Here is an 18,680-nt window from a genome sequence, read left to right as displayed (position 1 = left end):
ACATTGTGTCGGTTTTAACGTCACCTATGACAGAAATCACCATGGCAACACGGGAGCAGCTCCGGGAACAACGGAAGCAAAAACAACGACAGCGTACCCTCCGCTGGTTCCAGGGTCTATGGCGATCGCTGGCCCTGATAGGGTTGGCCTATGGGGCATTCTGGGTCTTAGACCGACCCGATTGGATTATCAAAAGTGCCGCCCAAATCACCATTGAAGGCAATCAAGTCCTGCCCGCAGAGCGGATTCGTCCCCTGATCCCCCTCACCTATCCCCAACCGATCCTAACCCTCAAGCCCCAGGAACTAGAGCAAGCCATTGAAGCCCAAGGGGCGATCGCCGAAGCCCTGGTTTCCCGTCGTCTGGTGCCCCCCAGTCTGGCGATCCAAGTCCAAGAACGCTTCCCCGTCGCCCGCTCCCAAACGCCCATCTCTAGCCAAGGCGATCGCCCCCTCGAACCGGGATACCTAGATGCCGAAGGGCAATGGTTCCCCGCTGCAGTCTACGAACCCCTCAGTGAATATCAGCCCTTACCGACCCTCGAAGTGACCGGAGTTCGGGAACTACAACTGCCCCTCTGGCCCGAACTCTATCGCACCCTAGGGCGATCTCCCGTTGAAATTTTGAGCATCAACTGGCAAGACTCCAACAATTTGATTTTGAACACCGAACTTGGTAGTTTTCACCTGGGGCCAGATCTGACGCAACTCGAGGCCCAATTAGCGGCGATCGCCAAGCTCCAACAAACCCTCGGCACAACTATTCCCGCCCAGGATATCCAATACATCGATCTGCAAAATCCTGACGAGCCGATTATCCAGAGCAACAAACCCATCGTTCCCCCAGCCTCCCAGCCCGAAACCCCCCAAACCTAAAAAAATGATGCCCCTGTAACAGCAACATCTTCCAAAATCTGGCAGTCTAAAAAAGCTTGAAGGTCTTATGATCTAAGAAATTTCTCCCAAAAGATACTTAATAAATCCTGTTAAACGACTAAACTTAAATATTCATATCCATCACACTTTTTTTGTGACCGTGAGCCAAAACCATCTATTCCAACCCCATAACGCCTCTTTCGATGCGACTGGAAATCATTCCGCCAGCGCCGAAGAAACCGCGTCGCAATTTCCGATCATGCCCAGCAGCGTTGCTCAAATCAAAGTCATCGGTGTGGGTGGTGGTGGCTGTAATGCGGTGAATCGGATGATTGAAGGAGGCATGTCGAGTATCGACTTTTGGGCGATTAATACCGATGCCCAGGCCCTAACCAACTCCAAAGCAAAAAAGCGCCTGCAAATTGGTCAAAAAATCACCAGGGGCCTTGGGGCTGGCGGTAACTCAGCCATTGGTCGCAAAGCCGCCGAAGAATCTCGCGATGAAATCGCCCAGGCCCTCGAAGGCGCAGATCTCGTCTTTATTACTGCTGGCATGGGGGGCGGTACTGGCACTGGCGCCGCCCCCATCGTCGCCGAAGTCGCAAAAGATTTAGGTTGTCTCACCGTTGCGGTGGTGACCCGACCCTTTAAATTTGAAGGCCGCCGCCGCTCGAACCAAGCCGAAGAAGGCATCAAAGAACTCCAGAGCCGCGTCGATACCCTACTGGTTATCCCCAATACAAAGCTCCTGGATATGATCCCCCAGGAAACGTCGATGTCCGAGGCTCTGCGCGCTGCCGATGAAGTGCTCCGCCAAGGGGTACAAGGGATTTCCGATATTATTACCATCTCTGGCCTGGTGAATGTAGACTTTGCCGATGTGCGGGCGGTAATGGCCGATGCCGGTTCTGCTCTGATGGGGATTGGTGTCGGTTCTGGTAAATCCAGAGCACGGGAAGCAGCCTTGATGGCTATTTCTTCGCCACTGATGGAGTCGTCCATTGAAGGAGCCCAAGGCGTTGTCCTGAATATTACCGGGGGCCACGATCTGACCTTGCATGAAGTCAATGATGCTGCGGAGGCCGTTTACGAAGTGGTCGATCCCAATGCCAATATTATTTTCGGGGCGGTGATCGACGAACATCTCCAAGGGGAAATCAAAATTACGGTCATTGCCACTGGGTTTGCTGTAGAGTCCCAAGCCGCAGAAACGCCCCAGCCTTTACCCCAACAGCGACGGATGCAGGCGGTTCCCCAGCCGGATCTTTCCCAGGCTCCACCAGTACCAGAAACCCCTAGGCCCCGTCCCGCTGCACCACCCCAGGCCCAGCAGCCCCCCGCCCCCCGGAATGGTTTTCCGGATATTCCTGACTTTTTGATGCGTCGTTCTAATCGTTCTAAGCAGTAGGTCGATGGCAATCACTCCGGCGATCGCCTTAACCATTGCCGGCTCCGATAGTGGTGGTGGGGCAGGCATCCAAGCCGATCTCAAAACCTTTGCCTTCCATGGTGTCCATGGCACCAGTACGATCACCTGTGTCACAGCCCAAAATACCATTGGCGTCACCGATGTGGTGGCCCTGAACTCAGCCATGGTGACTGCGCAAATTGAGGCGGTGGTCAAGGATATTGGTGTCCAGGCGGTGAAAACAGGGATGCTCCTGAACGAAAACATCATGGCGGCGGTTTTGACGGCTGCAGCAATCGATAGGCTCCCTAACTGGGTTTTGGATCCGGTGATGGTTTCCCGCACGGGGGTACAGCTCATCGACGATGGGGCGATCGCCTTTTTGCAAAAGCAATTAATTCCCCTCGCCCAGATCCTCACGCCAAACCGTTACGAGGCGGAAATTCTCAGCGGCCTAGAAATTATCGATCTCGCCACCATGGAACAGGCAGCCCAAAAAATTCACCAACTTGGTTGTGGGGCAGTGCTTGTTAAAGGGGGAGCGATGACCGGGGCATTACAAGGGGTGGATGTGTGGTTCGATGGTGAACGGCTCGAAATTTTAAAAACAGAATGTATCCAGACCCCCCACACCCACGGTACCGGTTGTACCCTTTCGGCGGCGATCGCCGCTCGCTTAGCCCTGGGAGATCCTCCATTCCAGGCTGTTAACAAGGCAAAGACCTACGTCACAGAAGCCCTAAAACATAGCCTAGCCATTGGTCAGGGGACGGGGCCAGTGGGCCATTTTTATCCGATTTTGCCCTAAACTGCGGCGATCTCTGCTTGTAGCCGATATAGCAGGGTTTGGCGATCGCACTGGGCGAGAATTTCTTTGATCGTCGTACTTGCCCCCAGATTTCCCCAACTGCAGCCATTTTGCAGATAGGCCTGGGTCACTTTTCCGATCACATAGCTACCATAGGCAGCAATTCCCCCCTGGGCGAGGGCGGCGGTGCCATAGAGACCGAGGGTACTCGGATTGGTTAGAGATTCAAAACTGAGGGCTGTTTTACCTAAACCCAGAAAGACACCGCTACCCAGTTCCGCCACAAATAAAATTCCCGCACTGATTAGAATATTGCGCCAGAGTTTGGCTGCCTCGTGGCTGGTCATGGGTAATCCATACAAACGGGCGAGGGCACGGATCAAGGCTAAATCAGCAAAGGTCCCCCCAAGGAGATCCAAAAAGCCAATGGGATTTAGGGCGATCGCCGCACCTTTGGTTTTGGCATAGTTCCAGATCAATTCTTCGGCTTCAGTTTGGCGATGGGAAAGCGTTTTTTGGGCGATCGCCGTTTGCAGGTGACGCGCCTGGACAAGGGCATGGACAGCCATCAAAGATTTTCCTTCACGGCTGAGGATCGTAAAAATCTTTTCCCGTAGGGGATCAATCTGGGCGTCGGGAGTTTCCCAAGCTTCTTCGACACGGCCATCGGGATGTTCAATGCGGACGGCGAGGGGTTGGGGTTCGGCGGCAACCATGACAATTTCTTCGGGACTGAGGGGAAACCGGGTGCCCGTTGATTCTTGGCTCAGTTGTTGGAGTTGCTGGAAAATACTTTGGCGATCGCAGTCGGGATAGAGATCAATTTTGTTAAATACCACCAGTAATGGTTTGTGCTGTTGGCGCAGTTCGTAGAGAGATTCGTACTCGGTGCGGGTAATATCGCCGGCAATGATAAACAAAATCAAGTCAGAGTTTGCCGCCACTTCCGCCGCCATTTTTGTGCGGGCTTCCCCGGCAATTTCATCGAGGCCTGGGGTATCGACTAATTCAATTTTGAGTTTTTCCGTGGTCAGGGGCCAACGCACCGCCCGTGGATATTGGGTCACCCCGTGGAGGGGGCCAGTTTCGAGCATTTTTTCGCCAATGAGGGCATTGATCACCGCTGATTTGCCGCGACTGACCAGGCCAAAGGTGGCGATGCGCAGGAGATTTTGATCCAGTTTGGCGATCGCCGTTTGGAGTTGTTGTAATTCAGGCCGCACAGCCGCTTTTAATGCTGGATCAGGGGGATAGTGCCAATGGCGGCGGGTGTTGCCATACCAAGCCAGGGCCTGCTGGAGACTGGCCCGCGCCAGGGTAAAGTGCCTTTCCTGTTGTTGACTATCCATCGGCAGCGAAAAAATTAGTAGAACCCATTTTCTATGATATCGAGTTGTCGTGAGGCGATCGCCAACTTTTCGATCCGGTTTGAGGCATTTGGGTTTACCCTAAAGCCAAGTAATTGCCGGGACATGGGCAAAGTTTCATCATGCAACTGGAAACGATCTTAATCAACTGGTTAACGGTTCAAGAAACCCAAGCAGCAGACTTGCTCTACTTATTGGAACAAGCCCAAGCGGATCCAAACCAAGCCGCAGCCCTCGATTATGATCTGAGTCTAGCCCGCATTACCCATCGGGCTAAGGATTTTTTGGCGATCGCCCCGGAAATTCTCCAACTCTGTAACACTCTTAATTTCCACGATCAAGGCGCAATTCTCAAAACCCTCTGGGAACTGTGGTTGCCCCTGGCCCAACAAATTCGTACCGCTCGCCAACAGCAGGATCAACCGCTAATTTATGGCATCCTCGGCGGCCAAGGCACAGGCAAAACGACCCTCTGTCGGGTGTTGCAAACGATTCTGGCGCGATGGCAATATCCCTGTGTGGCGATTTCCATTGATGATCTTTACAAAACCTATGCCGAACGTCAGGATTTACGAAAAACTCAGCCGGAACTAATTTGGCGCGGCCCCCCCGGTACCCACGATGTAGACCTGGGCCTAGAAGTTTTAACGCAACTGCAACGGGCCAACCTGGGGGATAAAATTGCCATTCCCCGCTTTGATAAGTCTTTACATAATGGTGCGGGCGATCGCCTTGGGCCGGAGTGGATTGATCCGGTGGAAATTGTGCTTTTTGAAGGCTGGTTTGTGGGTTGTCGGCCCGTTGCCCCGGAAGTTTTTGAAACAGCCCCAGAACCGATTTCAACCGCAGGCGATCGCCTTTTTGCGCGAAATGTAAACGAGGCTTTAGCGAAATATGTCCCCCTGTGGGAAAAGCTGGATCGATTGTTGGTGCTCTCCCCGGAAGATTATCGCCTGAGTAAACAGTGGCGCAAGGATGCAGAACACCAGATGATCGCTCAGGGTAAAACAGGCATGAGTGATGCTGAAATTGATCAGTTTGTGGATTATTTTTGGCGATCGCTCCACCCAGAACTCTTTATCCAGCCCCTCACCCAAAATCCCCATTGGACAGATCTGGTGATTGAAATTGATGCCGCCCATCGCCCCCACAAAATCTATCACCCCAGCGATTTAAAGTCAGTTTCTCTTTTCCCTCGCTAGATTCAACATGGGTTGTTGGCAAAAATCACTGCTTGAAAATCAGATAAGTGCCACCACAAACCATTGCTGTTCCTGCCGCGACCCTACCTGCTTTTTGAGCCTTGGGTGATTTGACTCGCTTGACTAATTGTTCTGCAAAATAAGCGTACACAGCTTTGACTCCTCCCACCGTCACAATGGTGGTAAGCACAATAGTGATTGCTTCAGAAGATCCAAGAGTTTTCAGATCAACGATTGCCGGAAATAAGCTGGCATAGAAAAAAATAGCCTTAAGATCCCCAAGGGTAAGAGCAAACCCACTCAGAAAACTTTCCAAAAAATTTGTGCGACGTTGATTGTTTACCTTGAATTCAAAAGTCTGTTTTGTCCGAATTAAGCCGATCCCCAGCCAAATTAGGTAAAGTCCCCCCATGATTTTAATGAGGGTAAATACTGAGCCGAGTTGTTGCGCTAACGCACTCAACCCCAACAAAGCAAGGCAGACAAAGACTAAATCTCCAGCGACAATCCCAGAGGCCACAGCCAAGCCATTGCGAAAGCCTGCCGTCGCAGAACGGGTCACAACAAGGGCAACACTGGTACTAGGCAGTGCCGCCAACGCGATCATTGTTGTAAAGAAGTAAACAAAATTTAAATAGTCCATGGACGCATTCAAGCCTCTGTTGAAGATTTTTGTTTCTAGGGGGACATAGCCCGTCACTCAACTTTAGGCGGATAATTGGGCGCAATCAAACACGCCGATATAATAAAGCCTATCTTTTCGTTAACGACACAATGCCAAATGTTGTTCTGTGTGGCTATTACGGTCAGGGAAATGCCGGGGATGAAGCCCTGCTATTGACTCTGTTGCAAATGTTGCCCCCTGGGGTGACGCCCATTGTCCTCTCCCACAATCCCACCGCTACCGCCCAAGCCTATGGTGTGACCGCAATTCCCCACAAATCCTGGGCAACCCTCAAGGCGATCGCCAAAGCAGATGGTTTTATCTTTGGGGGCGGCAGTTTGTTGCAGGATGTCACGAGTTTAGGAAGCCTGCTATATTACGCTGGTTTGATGAAATGGGCGCAACTCCTAGGAAAAAAGACCATCGCCTGGGCGCAGGGCATCGGCCCGTTGCAGTCTAGTTTGGCGAATCAGGTTACACGCTTTGTGCTGCGGGGTTGCACAGAAATCACCGTGCGGGATCAGGCTTCAGCAGATTTATTAAAAAATTGGCAGATTCCCCACAGGCTCGCCCCAGATCCGGTGTGGGCTTTAGCAGCAAAACCTTGTCTGGAAATGCCAGATTTATCCCGTCCCCGCATTGCGGTCAATCTCCGCTCCCACCGCACTTTAACACCCCAAAAAATTGCCGTTCTGGGGGAAGCCCTCAAACAATTTCAACGGCAGCACCAGGCCAGTGTGATTCTTTTGCCGTTTCAAAAAAGCCAAGACGAGGCGATCGCCAAGCAACTTTACGACGAATTAGCAGAACCCAAGGCAATCATCACCCCATTGCAACCGCAACAGTACAAAAGCCTTTTTGCCCAAGTCGATTTTCTGATTGGGATGCGCCTCCATAGTTTGATCCTCGCCGCCGCCGCTTGTCCCTGCTTTGCCCTGAGCTACGATCCCAAGGTGGCCCAGCTACAGCAACAATGTCACCTGCCTGGCCTTGATCTGGATCAACTCCCCCGCGATGCAACTACGATTACCGAGCAGTGGACAACCGCTTTGCAAACCGCCGAAAAGCTGACCCCAGCCCAGCAGCAAACGATTCAATCCCAGGTACAGACCCATCAGGAAATACTGACAATCTTTCTTTAAAAATGCACTCGGTTTTAACGCCTAGGATGCGATCGCCGAAAAAATTGTTGATAATGGGCGTAAAAGTACTCTAATTGGAAAATCCTCACATAATGGGTAGTAAATCCAAAACTAAGACCAAAGCCAAAGAAGAAGTAGCCATGAGCACTGTCTCTGGCCCGATGCCCATCAACACTGGCATTAGCGAAGCCGATCGAGAGGCGATCGCCAAAGGCTTAAGCCACCTCCTCGCCGACACCTATACCCTCTATCTCAAAACCCATAATTTCCACTGGAACGTCACTGGGCCAATGTTCCAGACCCTCCACCTCCTCTTTGAAACCCAGTACAACGAACTCGCCCTGGCCGTAGATCTCATTGCCGAACGTATCCGCGCCCTGGGTGTACCGGCCCCCGGTACCTACCAAGAATTTGCCGAACTCTCCGCCATCCCCGAAGGCACAGGGGTACCCACTGCCGAAGAAATGATTCGTCTTTTGGTAGAAGGCCAAGAAACCGTTGTCCGCACTGCCCGCTCCATCTTCCCCACCGTGGACAAGGCCAACGATGAACCCACTGCTGATCTGCTTACCCAGCGGATGCAGGTTCATGAAAAAAATGCCTGGATGCTCCGGAGTTTGTTGGGCTAGAACTTCTTACGAGAAAAAATGGGAGGCGATCGCGAACTTGATAGCGGGTTTTCCCCCCCTAGGAACCAAGGCCCAATGCTATACTAAATACATTGCACGGGGCCGCAACGGTTTCGACAGGTTGGCGAAAGCTTCCACTGTGATGCAGGTCGAGAGTGGGTCTCCTCTCGCAAATCAAAGATCCAAACAAAATGTAACTGCGAACAACATCGTTCCTTTCGCTCGCAAAGCTGCTGCTGTAGCTTAATAAGAACACCTTAACTTAGGTTCGAGCATTCATAATTCGACTCCGTTAAGGATTATGACTAAACCCCCAACGGATGCTCTCTAGGAATACATCTGGTTTGCACTAGAGCTAAGACTAGACCAGAGATTCTTGGCGACTCGGAACAAGCAGTCGTTCCTGTTCTGAGGATTAGAAGGACTAAACCTGTGAATGAGCTAGGGGTGAATACCCAGTTTGGACAGCAGTTCGACTCTGCTCGGCTCCATTTCTTTTGATCAGTTACAACAAAAAGCCCCCTAAATTAAACGAGGGGGTTTTGTTTTGCGTTAAAGCCTAGCGAATTTTAAGCTTGGTCAAGTTCCTTGGCATCCAGCAGCGAAACCAAAACTTTGTCCACTCTTGCGCCGTCCATGTCCACTACCTCAAAGCGGATCCCACTCCACTCAAAATGCTCACCCGATTGGGGAATATGGTTTAGGAGGTGCGTCATAAATCCGCCTAAAGTATGGAATGCTCCTGTGTCTTCATCGGGGAGCGTTTTCTTTTCCAACAAGGCTTTCAATTCATCAATGTCTAAAAGTCCATCTAATAGCCAGGAATTGTCATCCCGCTGAATAATCATCGGTTCCTCATCGTGTTCCATAGAGGGCAAGTCCCCAACGATCGCCTCCATCAGGTCATTTAACGTCACCACACCTTCGATTCCGCCATATTCATCTGTGACCAAAGCAATGTGAATCCCTGTGGCTTTGAATTGTTCAATCACGCTCAGGGTGCGCGTTCCTTCGGAAATGTAAAGGGGAGGTTGGAGCATCGCTTGTATATCGATGGGCTGACCCGATAGTTGCGCACTTAATAGGGTTGTCCCTCGCACTGTCCCCAGGCAATGGTCAAGGGTGTCGCGACCCACAGGAAACCGGGAATGGTTACTCTCCATCACTTCTTTGAGGTTTTCTTCTAGGGGAGCGGTGATATCTAGCCACACAATGTCTGTGCGGGGGGTCATCATGGCTTTAATGGGGCGATCGCCCAGTCGAAAAACCCGTTGGACAATGTCATGCTCTGCCGCCTCAAAGAGACCAGATTCTGCCCCTTGACGAATCAAAACCTTAATTTCTTCTTCTGTGATGTCCGGTTCATTGGAATCCTGAATCCCCAAAAGATGTAACAGAGCCTCCGTTGAACTGCCCAAGATCCGTACTAATGGCGTTGTTAAACGAGACAGCCAGCGCATGGGCTTAGCGACAGTACAGGCAATTTTTTCCGGAGCATTAAGGGCAATCCGTTTTGGCACTAATTCCCCAATGACGAGGGATAGATAGGTGATAATCGTCACCACGATCACGACGCTAATGGCTTCACTGTAGGGTTGTAAGCGCGGAATATTATCAAAGGCAGGTTTGAGGCGTTGGGCAATGGTTGCACCACCCACTGCGCCGCTCAGGATACCGATTAAGGTAATGCCAATCTGTACAGTCGAGAGAAATTCATTCGGATTATTCGCTAATTTCAGCGCCGCTCTCGCTTTTACGTTTCCTTGCTCTAACAGTTGCTCTAATCGGATTTTTCGGGCAGAAACGACAGCAATCTCTGAACCGGAAAAGATGCCATTCAGGATCGTTAGCAGAAGAATGACCAAAATTTCAAGGACACTCGAAGACATGGTGGCAAATCAAAAACAAATGAGTCTCTTTAGCATAAGGGGTGATTGTGGGAAAAGGTGTAAATTCCTGGTTTAACCCTCGCCGTCGTTGATATGGGTCATGACCCCTTTGATTTCAACCTTGCTTTTTGTGACGAACTATGTTCGATCTAGTTCTGCAAGGATGGCGATCGCCTGTTCACAGAGTTCTGCATGACAGGTTCCATTAGACGCCATAATGCCGCCCCATTTCACCACATCGCCTTGGTTATAGAGCACTTCATTGCCCTCAAAGTAGCTAAATTTTCCACCTGCTTCCGTGAGGATTAGTTCTGGGGCCGCAAAATCCCAATCTTTTGCTGCAGATTTCCCCGATAGAGAAATATAAACATCGGATTTTTGTTCGAGAATATGGGCAATTTTACAGCCGACACTCCCCACATAATTTCTATCTTTAAAGGGCAGCCGATCTAACAAATCCTGGAAGCGTTGATCCCGGTGGGTACGGCTGGCGACTAAATATAAATCTTCTGGTTGATTGCGCTCAGAAACTTTAATCGGGGTGACGGTGCCATCACGAGTTTCCACAAAAGTGCCATTCCCTTTCGACGCGAAATAAAGCTTTTCTGCTTCGGGGACGACCACTACCGCAATGACCGGGCGACCTTCATGAACAAGGCAAATGTGGACAGCATATTCTCCCGTTTGGTCAATAAAATCACGGGTGCCGTCGAGGGGATCAATAATCCATACCCAAGGATGTTCAACTTTATTGCCGTCGTAGGTTTCTTCGCTGAGATAGGCAAAATCTTCAGTGCCTAACTTTTCTTGAAACGCTTCCAGAATATAGTGATTTGCTGCTAAATCTGCCTTGGTGACGGGGCCATCTTTTTTATCAGAAATATTTTTAATATCTCCTTTGTAATAACTTTGGAGAACATCCCCTGCGCCCCAACCGATTTGTCGGGCGATCGCCAAAACTTCTTCTAACCGTTGCTGATCCATTGTTCTCAAATTCTACCCAAGTAAATAAGCTTTAAACTGATGTTTTCTCTGCTGGAGAATCATCTTCAGTTTCTTTGCGGTTTTTCAATAGCGGGAAGGCGATTACATCGCGGATACTTTCAGCATTAGTCAACAACATCACTAGGCGATCAATCCCAATCCCTAGACCAACCGTGGGAGGCATGCCGTATTCCAGTGCTGTGACAAAATCCTCATCCACATCACAAGCTTCCTCGTCCCCCGCTGCTTTTTTGGCGGCTTGTTCTTCCAACCGTTGCCGTTGATCCACGGGATCCGTTAACTCAGAGAAACCATTGGCAAGTTCTCGGCCCACAATAAACAATTCAAAACGCTCCGTTAAACCCGGTTTATCGCGGTGAGGCTTGGCGAGGGGAGACACTTCCACAGGATATTCCGTCACAAAAGTGGGCTGAATTAAAGTTGCTTCTACTTTTTGCTCGAAGGCTTCGTTTAGCAGTTGCCCAATAGTTTTACATTTTTCGGGAATGTGCATTTCTACAGATTCAGCGGCTTGCTTTGCGGCGTTAAAGTCATCAAAGCTGAGAAAATCGATCCCGGTGGCTTCCTGGACGAGGTTTTGCATCGTTTCTCTGCGCCAGGGAGTACCTACATCAACCACAGCCTCGCCATAGGGCAGTTGAGCTTGACCGACGACATCCTTAGCAAGGGTACGAATTAGATCCTCTGTGAGATCCATCATGTCGAAGTAGTCGCCATAGGCTTGGTAGACTTCGATGGAGGTAAATTCGGGGTTGTGCTTAGTGGAAACGCCCTCATTACGGAAGATGCGCCCTAATTCAAAGACTCGCTCAAAGCCACCGACGACCAAGCGCTTCAGGTGTAATTCCGTGGCGATCCGCAGATAGAGCGGCATATCGAGGGTGTTGTGGTGGGTAATGAAAGGACGGGCTTCTGCGCCGCCAGCTTCAGCTTGGAGGACGGGAGTTTCAATTTCGAGGAAATCGCGGTCTTCAAGATAACGGCGGATGGCGGCAGTAATTTTGGCGCGACGGCGGAATGTCTCTTTTACTTGGGGGTTAATAATCAGATCGACGTAACGCTGACGGTAGCGTTTTTCGATGTCGGTAAGACCGTGCCATTTGTCGGGTAGGGGCAGCAGGGACTTGGTGAGCATGGCAAACTGACTCACTTTAATGGAGAGTTCCCCTTTTTCGGTGCGTTTGATAATGCCTTTGACACCGATGATATCGCCCACATCGGTAAGCTTTTTGAGGTGATTGAATGCGCCTTCGAGGTCGGGCATTCCGCCATTAATTAATTTCTTATCGAGGTAAAGCTGGATCGTGCCAGTTTCGTCCTGGAGGCTAAAAAACGCAAGTTTACCGAAGACACGACGGGCGAGAATTCTCCCAGCAATGGATACGGTGTCTTCGACTTCTTCTCCAGCTTCGATGTCTTTATATTTTTCCTGTAGTTCGGCGGTGTGGTGGCTGATCTCCCATTTGTAGGCGTAGGGATTCATGGCGATCGCCTTGAGTTGATCAACCTTTTCTAATCGGGTAGCGCGAATGTCATCGAGGGAGGAATGGCTAGACTCAGACATGGGAAAATTAAAGACTGTGAAGGCTCGTCGCAGAACTCGGTTATTATAACGGCTTCGTTCTCAAAACAGAACCGCCACGGCCTTTAACTCACGGGGAGCGAGAATAGCTCAGGGGAATTTGGGGTGTAAGGTGCCGGAGGAAGCCGAGGAAAAATTGGGCCGCCGCTTCGGTGGCATAGGCACGGAAGGGCAGGGGGGGCTGAGGATTACCGTAGCTCTGCACCGCTTTGATCACAATGGCAGGACAGTCTATTGCAGTAGCCAGGGTTGTGGCGGCGGCACTGCCGATATCTAGGCCAAATAGGTGAGTCTGGGTCGCAAAAGGATCCTCCTCGGTCTGGAAATTGGTATGGGTCACATCGGCGATCGCCCCTAAATGCACGCTGGGAACCGCTGGATCGTGGGGGAAACCCGTCGCTAAATGGAGCGCGTGATTATCACGGATTAAATCGATGGCCAAGGCCGTGAGGCGAACCGGATCGGCAGTGAGTAATTTTTCGGTGACTAATTGCTCGAAAATCAAAGGCCAGTCAGGGCAGTGGTGGCGGCGCTCAGGGTGGGCCTGGGGTGGGGGGCAATGGTCAGGCTTGAGTTCGTGGTCGTAGAGGGTGTGGAGTAACCAGCCCCGCTGGTGCAAGCTTGATTTAGGACGTGGCGTTTGGATTTGCTGTTGCCAAGCGCTAGATTGCCCCAGGAGTCGTCCTTGCCAAGGTTGGGCGAGGATGTAAGCGGAGTCACTGGTGCGGTTTGCCGTTGGTAGCGTGAAAATTTTCTGGGCAACGATAATATCCCCTAAAACAACTTTAGCCGGATTGCCGCGACAGATGCCAACCATCACAATCAACTGCGGCTTTAGATGGTCGCCTAGGGAAATAAGACGCTGGGGATTAGCAAGGGATTTGGCAGAAAGATGCACAAGGGCGAGTTGTAACCCGTTGTAGTCGGTGGCGAGGTAGGGAGTACCACAAGGGGTTAAGGTTTCCTGCCAGGGGTGATGGATCGCCCTTTGGAGCGCAAGAAACTCATCGGGAAAAACCGTAAGACAAAGAATTTTCATGGCATGGGCCGCAAGACAATACTGGCGCAAATGACCGCAGGAAATCTCAAAAATTGTGCCCTTAAAATTAACGGGAAAAAAGGGGCAAATTTTAGGATCCTGTATCTCTATTGTAATCTGACCTCTTGGTGATAAAGCCTGCTAAAAGGAAGGCGATCGCCCCTGGGCTTTGTCAGGCAACTTTACAGTCTGAAACATTTGGCCGATAATCATTGGGGCATTCCACACCGTAGCGATCCATGGCGAAACAGCGCATTCTCTCTGGGGTACAACCCACCGGTAATCTTCACCTCGGCAACTATCTCGGGGCGATCCAAAACTGGGTGGAAATTCAACAGGACTATGACAGTTTTTTTTGTGTGGTAGATCTCCACGCGATTACGGTGCCCCATGACCCCAAGGTTCTAGCAAATAATACAAAGGTGATCGCCGCATTATATTTAGCCTGTGGCATTGATTTAGAGCACTCCACAATTTTTGTTCAATCCCATGTTAAAGCCCATAGCGAATTGGCCTGGTTGTTAAATTGTGTGACGCCCCTGAACTGGTTAGAGCGGATGATTCAGTTCAAGGAAAAAGCCCAAAAACAAGGGGAAAACGTCAGCGTTGGCCTGCTCGATTATCCGGTGCTAATGGCCGCTGATATTCTCCTGTATGATGCCGATAAAGTTCCCGTGGGCGAAGACCAAAAACAACATTTAGAGCTGACCCGCGACATTGTGATCCGCATTAACGACAAGTTTGGCACGAAGAAAAATCCTGTGCTGAAAATGCCGGATCCGTTGATTCGGACGACGGGCGCTAGGGTGATGAGTCTCACCGACGGCACCAAAAAAATGTCCAAGTCCGATCCCTCAGAACTGAGCCGGATTAATCTTTTGGATCCCCCCGATGTCCTGACGAAGAAAATCAAAAAGTGCAAAACCGATCCCGAACGGGGCCTAGAGTTTGACAATCCGAACCGCCCGGAATGCAATAACTTGCTGGGGTTGTATGCTCTGCTCAGTGGTAAACCCAAAGAAACTGTAGCCGCCGAATGTGCCGACATGGGCTGGGGTCAATTTAAACCCCTCCTCACAGAGACCGTCATTGCCGCCCTAGAGCCAATCCAAACGAAATACCATGACATTATGGCGAACCCCGATTACCTCGATCAGGTGTTGCGGGAAGGCCGTGAAAAAGCTGACACTGTTGCAAATGCGACCCTCAAGCAGGTGAAAGACGCCCTTGGTTTTCTGCCGTCCCTGTAGAATGGTTCATTACCTGTGATTTTTTAACCCTAAAACTGCTTCCATGACCACCCGTCTGCGTCGTGCCATCGAAAATCGAGACTTTGTCGTTACGGCTGAGGTTGCGCCTCCAAAGGGGGGTGACCCGACAAAAATGCTGCGGATGGCAAAATTGCTTGGCGATCGCGTCCATGGGGTGAATGTGACCGATGGGAGCCGGGCCGTGATGCGCATGTCGTCCATTGCCGCCTCAACTTTACTCTTGCAAAGCGGTATCGACCCAATTTTTCAGGTGGCCTGCCGCGATCGCAATGTCATTGGTCTCCAAGCAGATTTAATGGGTGCCCATGCCCTGGGTTTACGGAATGTGTTGGCCCTCACGGGGGATCCCGTCAAAGCGGGCGATCACCCCAAAGCCAAGGCGGTTTTCGATCTCGAATCGGTGCGTCTGTTAAAGCTGATCACCAAATTAAATAACGGCCAAGACTTTAACGACAAAAAAATGCCCGATGGCCCCCTGGATTTGTTCCCTGGGGGCGCGGTGGATCCCCAGCTTAAGAGTTGGTACACCATTGAATCTCGCTTTGCCCGAAAAGTAGAAGCCGGGGCGCAGTTTTTCCAGTCGCAAATGATCACGGATTTCCAGCGACTCGAAGAATTTATGAACCGGGTGGCTAGTCAATATGATGTGCCCGTATTTGCGGGAATTTTTCTGTTGAAATCAGCAAAGAATGCTCAATTTATCAACCGCTGTGTACCGGGGGCGCAAATTCCCGATGCGATTATTGAGCGCCTAGCCCAAGCCGAAAATCCCCTCGAAGAAGGTCTCAAAATTGCGGCAGAGCAGGTAAAAATTGCCAAAAATCTCTGCCACGGTGTCCATATGATGGCCGTCAAAAAAGAAGATCTGATCCCGCAAATTCTTGATTTAGCGGACGTTGCCATTCAAATCTCCACGGCACCGGCCTTAGTTTAATAATTTTATTTCTATCCTGTATGTCACAAACCTGTACTTTCCATACCCTCGATGTGTTTACAGAGCAAATTTTCGGGGGTAATCCCCTGGCGGTGTTCCCCCAGGCCCAAGGGTTAAGTTCGCATCAAATGCAGGCGATCACCAAAGAGCTTAACCTTTCAGAAACTGTCTTTGTTTTTCCCACAAAAGATCCTGATACGGACTTTCAACTGCGAATTTTTACGCCCGCTGCCGAGATTCCCTTTGCGGGCCATCCCACCGTGGGAACCGCCTACCTTCTGGCCCATCTCGGTTATCTACCTGCAAATTGTCAGCTTGTGCGTTTCCAAGAAGAAGTCGGGATTGTCCCTGTCTCTATCTATTGGGAACAGGATCAAGTTCGTACCACTGCCCTAAGTGCGGCCCAGTTGCCCCAGTTTATTGAGCGATCGCAGCCCATCGATTACGCTTCCCTGGTAAATCTCCAGGCCCACGACTTACACCCGGTGCTAAAACCGGCGGTGATTTCCTGTGGACTGCCCTTTTTATATCTGCCCCTCAAGGATCTAGATGCCCTGAGCCGCTGCTCCCTCAACCGCACCTTTTGGGAAGAAGCATACCAACATCAATTGACGGCCCACATCTATCCTTTTGTCGTAACCGAAGACAATCAAATTTATGCGCGGATGTTTGCCCCCGGCCTGGGCATTGCTGAAGATCCGGCAACGGGTTCAGCGGCCACGAGTTTAGCGGGTTATCTACATCGCTACCTACCCAGCCAGGCGACATTACAAACTTGGCAAATTTACCAAGGCATTCAAATGGGGCGGCCCAGTCAGCTCATGCTGACCATGCAACAGCAAAAAGGGGAATTGACGGAGATCGCTGTGGGCGGGTCTTCTGTGCTCGTCAGTGTCGGCCACATTAATGTGCCAACGTTTTAGACAAAAAAAGATCCCTAAAACAATTAGGGATCTCGTTTCTCACCGTAGTGATTAGCAATAATTCAATTTTCCGAGTCGCTTAAGCTGCGGTACTAGAGAAAGCGGCCATTTGCACGTCACTTTCCATGAGTAGGGTTTGTAACTCCTCAGCGTCAACGGTCTCTTTTTCGACGAGCATCGCTGCTAATTTATCGAGGACACTGCGGTTACCGACAAGCACATCTTTCGCGCGCTTGTAGGCTTCTTCCACGAGGCCCCGGACTTCTTCGTCAATCACAGCGGCTGTTTCATCGGAGAAGTCCCGATCAGAGGCAATGTCACGACCCATGAAAACGTTACCGTTTTGGCGACCCAAGGCTACAGGCCCCAGGCGATCGCTCATCCCGAAGCGGGTAATCATTTGTCGGGCAACATTAGCGACCTGCTGTAAGTCATTAGAAGCACCTGTGGTCACTTCTTCTTCACCGAAGATAATTTCTTCAGCAATGCGGCCACCGAGGGCAACGGCCATCTGGTTTTGTAAATAGGCACGGGAGTATAGACCAGAATCCATGCGATCTTCACTGGGGGTGAACCAAGTCAAACCGCCAGCACGACCCCGGGGGATAATGCTAATTTTTTGGACTGGGTCATAGTCAGGCATCAACGCACCAACGAGGGCATGGCCCGCTTCGTGGTAAGCAACAAGGGTTTTGCGCTTTTCACTCATGACGCGGTTTTTCTTCTCAGGGCCAGCGAGGACGCGATCAATTGCATCGTTCACTTCGTCCATGGAAATTTCCGTCAAATTGCGACGGGCTGCCAGAATTGCTGCCTCGTTTAGGAGGTTCGACAAATCTGCACCGGTGAAGCCGGGAGTCCGACGGGCAATTTTTTCGAGATCCACATCCTTCGAGAGGGTTTTACCCCGGGCATGGACATTGAGAATTTCTAAACGACCGGAATAGTCGGGGCGATCGACGACCACTTGACGGTCAAAGCGACCGGGGCGCATTAACGCCGCATCCAAGACATCGGGACGGTTAGTCGCAGCGATGATAATGATACCAGTGTTGCCTTCAAAACCATCCATTTCTGTCAGGAGCTGGTTTAGGGTTTGTTCCCGCTCATCGTTACCGCCACCGAGGCCCGCACCACGGGAGCGACCCACGGCATCAATTTCATCGATAAAGACGATACAGGGGGCATTTTGTTTGGCCTGTTCAAAAAGATCGCGGACACGGGAAGCACCGACCCCGACGAACATTTCGACGAATTCAGAACCAGAGATAGAGAAGAAAGGGACACCAGCCTCCCCAGCAACGGCTTTTGCCAAGAGCGTTTTACCGGTTCCGGGAGGGCCAACGAGGAGCACCCCTTTGGGAATTTTTGCACCGATTGCAGTGAACCGATCAGCGTTTTTCAAGAAGTCAACAACTTCGGTTAACTCAAGTTTGGCCTGCTCAATCCCTGCCACATCACCAAAGGTGACTTGGGTCTGGGGTTCCATTTGAACCCGTGCCTTTGATTTGCCAAAGTTCATGGCCTGGGAACCGGGGCCACTCTGGGCGCGCCGGAGCAGGAAGAATAACCCCACGAGTAGTAGGATTGGGAAAATGAGTGTACTGAGGGCGCGGAAAATCCAATTGTCGTCACTCTGGGGTAATACGGCAATATCGACATTGTTTTCGCTGAGAATGTCGATTAACTCCGTATCACCGGGGGGGAGGTTGACGAGGATAGGCGTGCCATCCTGGGCTGGGACAAAAGCTTTAGTGCGATCGCCACTGATTTTGACACTTTCGATATTGCCCTGCTGGACTTCTTGGAGGAACTGACTATAGCGCCAGGTCTCTCGACTTTGGGGTTGCTGATCCAAGAAAGACACAGCCAAGGAGATCACGACGATCGCCAATAGGGCGTAAAGCCCGGTACTGCGCCATTTTTTGTTATTTTTGTTCAC

16 protein-coding genes and 1 other RNA gene are annotated in these 18,680 nt (G+C 50.9%); 10 read left to right on the top strand and 7 right to left on the bottom strand.

The genetic code is table 11. From position 1 onward, the window contains the following. The first annotated feature begins 26 nt into the window (after positions 1 to 26). From AACT35_RS10720 to thiD, 3 genes are all read left to right on the top strand, one after another. Positions 27 to 875 carry a cell division protein FtsQ/DivIB gene (locus AACT35_RS10720; RefSeq protein ID WP_254048041.1) on the top strand — a complete coding sequence of 283 codons (849 nt, stop codon included), beginning with the start codon at positions 27 to 29 and terminating at the stop codon, positions 873 to 875. 259 nt (positions 876 to 1,134) lie between these two features. Then, positions 1,135 to 2,283 carry a cell division protein FtsZ gene (gene ftsZ / locus AACT35_RS10715; RefSeq protein ID WP_083764478.1) on the top strand — a complete coding sequence of 383 codons (1,149 nt, stop codon included), beginning with the start codon at positions 1,135 to 1,137 and terminating at the stop codon, positions 2,281 to 2,283. Positions 2,284 to 2,287: 4 nt separating this feature from the next. Continuing rightward, the gene (gene thiD / locus AACT35_RS10710; RefSeq protein ID WP_099239948.1) at positions 2,288 to 3,091 is read left to right on the top strand and encodes a bifunctional hydroxymethylpyrimidine kinase/phosphomethylpyrimidine kinase; all 804 of its coding nucleotides are present in this window, start codon (positions 2,288 to 2,290) and stop codon (positions 3,089 to 3,091) included. Here thiD and AACT35_RS10705 read toward each other — a convergent pair. Further along, positions 3,088 to 4,440 (bottom strand): GTP-binding protein, encoded by a 1,353-nt coding sequence (locus AACT35_RS10705; RefSeq protein ID WP_099239946.1) that lies wholly within the window; start codon positions 4,438 to 4,440, stop codon positions 3,088 to 3,090. The two genes, thiD and AACT35_RS10705, sit on opposite strands and share 4 nt — an antisense overlap. Before the next feature lie 140 nt (positions 4,441 to 4,580). On the opposite strand from AACT35_RS10705, the gene AACT35_RS10700 reads away from it, so the two are divergent. Continuing rightward, positions 4,581 to 5,660 (top strand): glycerate kinase, encoded by a 1,080-nt coding sequence (locus tag AACT35_RS10700; protein ID WP_065715665.1) that lies wholly within the window; start codon positions 4,581 to 4,583, stop codon positions 5,658 to 5,660. Positions 5,661 to 5,685: 25 nt separating this feature from the next. Here AACT35_RS10700 and AACT35_RS10695 read toward each other — a convergent pair whose 3' ends face one another. Further along, on the bottom strand, positions 5,686 to 6,360 hold the full coding sequence (locus AACT35_RS10695) for a LysE family translocator (RefSeq protein WP_234992824.1): 675 nt from the start codon (positions 6,358 to 6,360) through the stop codon (positions 5,686 to 5,688). 74 nt (positions 6,361 to 6,434) lie between these two features. Between AACT35_RS10695 and csaB the strand changes: the two genes are divergently transcribed. The 3 genes from csaB (at position 6,435) to ssrA (ending at position 8,589) form a co-directional block, all read left to right on the top strand. Further along, entirely contained in the window at positions 6,435 to 7,466 is a 1,032-nt protein-coding gene (gene csaB / locus AACT35_RS10690; RefSeq protein ID WP_099239944.1) for a polysaccharide pyruvyl transferase CsaB, read from the top strand. 140 nt (positions 7,467 to 7,606) lie between these two features. Next, positions 7,607 to 8,095 carry a Dps family protein gene (locus AACT35_RS10685; protein WP_012305673.1) on the top strand — a complete coding sequence of 163 codons (489 nt, stop codon included), beginning with the start codon at positions 7,607 to 7,609 and terminating at the stop codon, positions 8,093 to 8,095. Positions 8,096 to 8,193: 98 nt separating this feature from the next. Continuing rightward, positions 8,194 to 8,589, top strand: a transfer-messenger RNA (tmRNA) gene (ssrA, locus tag AACT35_RS10680). A 75-nt stretch (positions 8,590 to 8,664) separates the two neighbouring features. Here the strand turns inward: ssrA and AACT35_RS10675 are convergent. The 4 genes from AACT35_RS10675 to AACT35_RS10660 form a co-directional block, all read right to left on the bottom strand. Then, entirely contained in the window at positions 8,665 to 9,984 is a 1,320-nt protein-coding gene (locus AACT35_RS10675) for a hemolysin family protein (protein ID WP_030006803.1), read from the bottom strand. Positions 9,985 to 10,122: 138 nt separating this feature from the next. Then, positions 10,123 to 10,968, bottom strand: coding sequence for a 3'(2'),5'-bisphosphate nucleotidase CysQ family protein (locus tag AACT35_RS10670; RefSeq protein ID WP_030006802.1), 846 nt, complete (start codon positions 10,966 to 10,968; stop codon positions 10,123 to 10,125). A 31-nt stretch (positions 10,969 to 10,999) separates the two neighbouring features. Continuing rightward, a complete protein-coding gene (gene lysS, locus AACT35_RS10665) occupies positions 11,000 to 12,553 on the bottom strand; it encodes a lysine--tRNA ligase (protein WP_045441793.1) in 1,554 nt (517 codons plus the stop codon). An 88-nt stretch (positions 12,554 to 12,641) separates the two neighbouring features. Then, entirely contained in the window at positions 12,642 to 13,610 is a 969-nt protein-coding gene (locus AACT35_RS10660) for a hypothetical protein (RefSeq protein WP_339374611.1), read from the bottom strand. A gap of 239 nt (positions 13,611 to 13,849) precedes the next feature. Here AACT35_RS10660 and trpS point away from each other — a divergent pair, with 239 nt between their 5' ends. From trpS to AACT35_RS10645, 3 genes are read left to right on the top strand one after another with little or no spacing between them, the layout of a single operon-like run. After that, entirely contained in the window at positions 13,850 to 14,860 is a 1,011-nt protein-coding gene (trpS, locus tag AACT35_RS10655; protein ID WP_099239940.1) for a tryptophan--tRNA ligase, read from the top strand. A gap of 43 nt (positions 14,861 to 14,903) precedes the next feature. Beyond that, positions 14,904 to 15,815 (top strand): methylenetetrahydrofolate reductase, encoded by a 912-nt coding sequence (locus AACT35_RS10650; RefSeq protein WP_099239938.1) that lies wholly within the window; start codon positions 14,904 to 14,906, stop codon positions 15,813 to 15,815. A 20-nt stretch (positions 15,816 to 15,835) separates the two neighbouring features. Beyond that, entirely contained in the window at positions 15,836 to 16,738 is a 903-nt protein-coding gene (locus AACT35_RS10645; RefSeq protein ID WP_099239936.1) for a PhzF family phenazine biosynthesis protein, read from the top strand. Positions 16,739 to 16,817: 79 nt separating this feature from the next. On the opposite strand, the gene ftsH3 is transcribed toward AACT35_RS10645, so the two are convergent. Further along, positions 16,818 to 18,680, bottom strand: coding sequence for an ATP-dependent zinc metalloprotease FtsH3 (gene ftsH3 / locus AACT35_RS10640; RefSeq protein ID WP_012305681.1), 1,863 nt, complete (start codon positions 18,678 to 18,680; stop codon positions 16,818 to 16,820).

Origin of the sequence: Synechococcus sp. BDU 130192, from assembly GCF_963876085.1 — a bacterium.
Classification (GTDB): domain Bacteria; phylum Cyanobacteriota; class Cyanobacteriia; order Cyanobacteriales; family MRBY01; genus MRBY01.
The sequence above is the reverse complement of the archived record's forward strand: the minus strand, read 5'-3'. Positions and strand labels throughout refer to the sequence as shown.

Bases quoted from the DNA above. Each gene is read 5' to 3' on its own strand.
- AACT35_RS10720 (WP_254048041.1), top strand. From the start codon at position 27: ATGACAGAAATCACCATGGCAACACGGGAGCAGCTCCGGGAACAACGG.
- ftsZ (WP_083764478.1), top strand. From the start codon at position 1,135: ATGCCCAGCAGCGTTGCTCAAATCAAAGTCATCGGTGTGGGTGGTGGT.
- thiD (WP_099239948.1), top strand. From the start codon at position 2,288: ATGGCAATCACTCCGGCGATCGCCTTAACCATTGCCGGCTCCGATAGT.
- AACT35_RS10705 (WP_099239946.1), bottom strand. From the start codon at position 4,440: ATGGATAGTCAACAACAGGAAAGGCACTTTACCCTGGCGCGGGCCAGT.
- AACT35_RS10700 (WP_065715665.1), top strand. From the start codon at position 4,581: ATGCAACTGGAAACGATCTTAATCAACTGGTTAACGGTTCAAGAAACC.
- csaB (WP_099239944.1), top strand. From the start codon at position 6,435: ATGCCAAATGTTGTTCTGTGTGGCTATTACGGTCAGGGAAATGCCGGG.
- AACT35_RS10685 (WP_012305673.1), top strand. From the start codon at position 7,607: ATGAGCACTGTCTCTGGCCCGATGCCCATCAACACTGGCATTAGCGAA.
- AACT35_RS10675 (WP_030006803.1), bottom strand. From the start codon at position 9,984: ATGTCTTCGAGTGTCCTTGAAATTTTGGTCATTCTTCTGCTAACGATC.
- AACT35_RS10670 (WP_030006802.1), bottom strand. From the start codon at position 10,968: ATGGATCAGCAACGGTTAGAAGAAGTTTTGGCGATCGCCCGACAAATC.
- lysS (WP_045441793.1), bottom strand. From the start codon at position 12,553: ATGTCTGAGTCTAGCCATTCCTCCCTCGATGACATTCGCGCTACCCGA.
- AACT35_RS10660 (WP_339374611.1), bottom strand. From the start codon at position 13,610: ATGAAAATTCTTTGTCTTACGGTTTTTCCCGATGAGTTTCTTGCGCTC.
- trpS (WP_099239940.1), top strand. From the start codon at position 13,850: ATGGCGAAACAGCGCATTCTCTCTGGGGTACAACCCACCGGTAATCTT.
- AACT35_RS10650 (WP_099239938.1), top strand. From the start codon at position 14,904: ATGACCACCCGTCTGCGTCGTGCCATCGAAAATCGAGACTTTGTCGTT.
- AACT35_RS10645 (WP_099239936.1), top strand. From the start codon at position 15,836: ATGTCACAAACCTGTACTTTCCATACCCTCGATGTGTTTACAGAGCAA.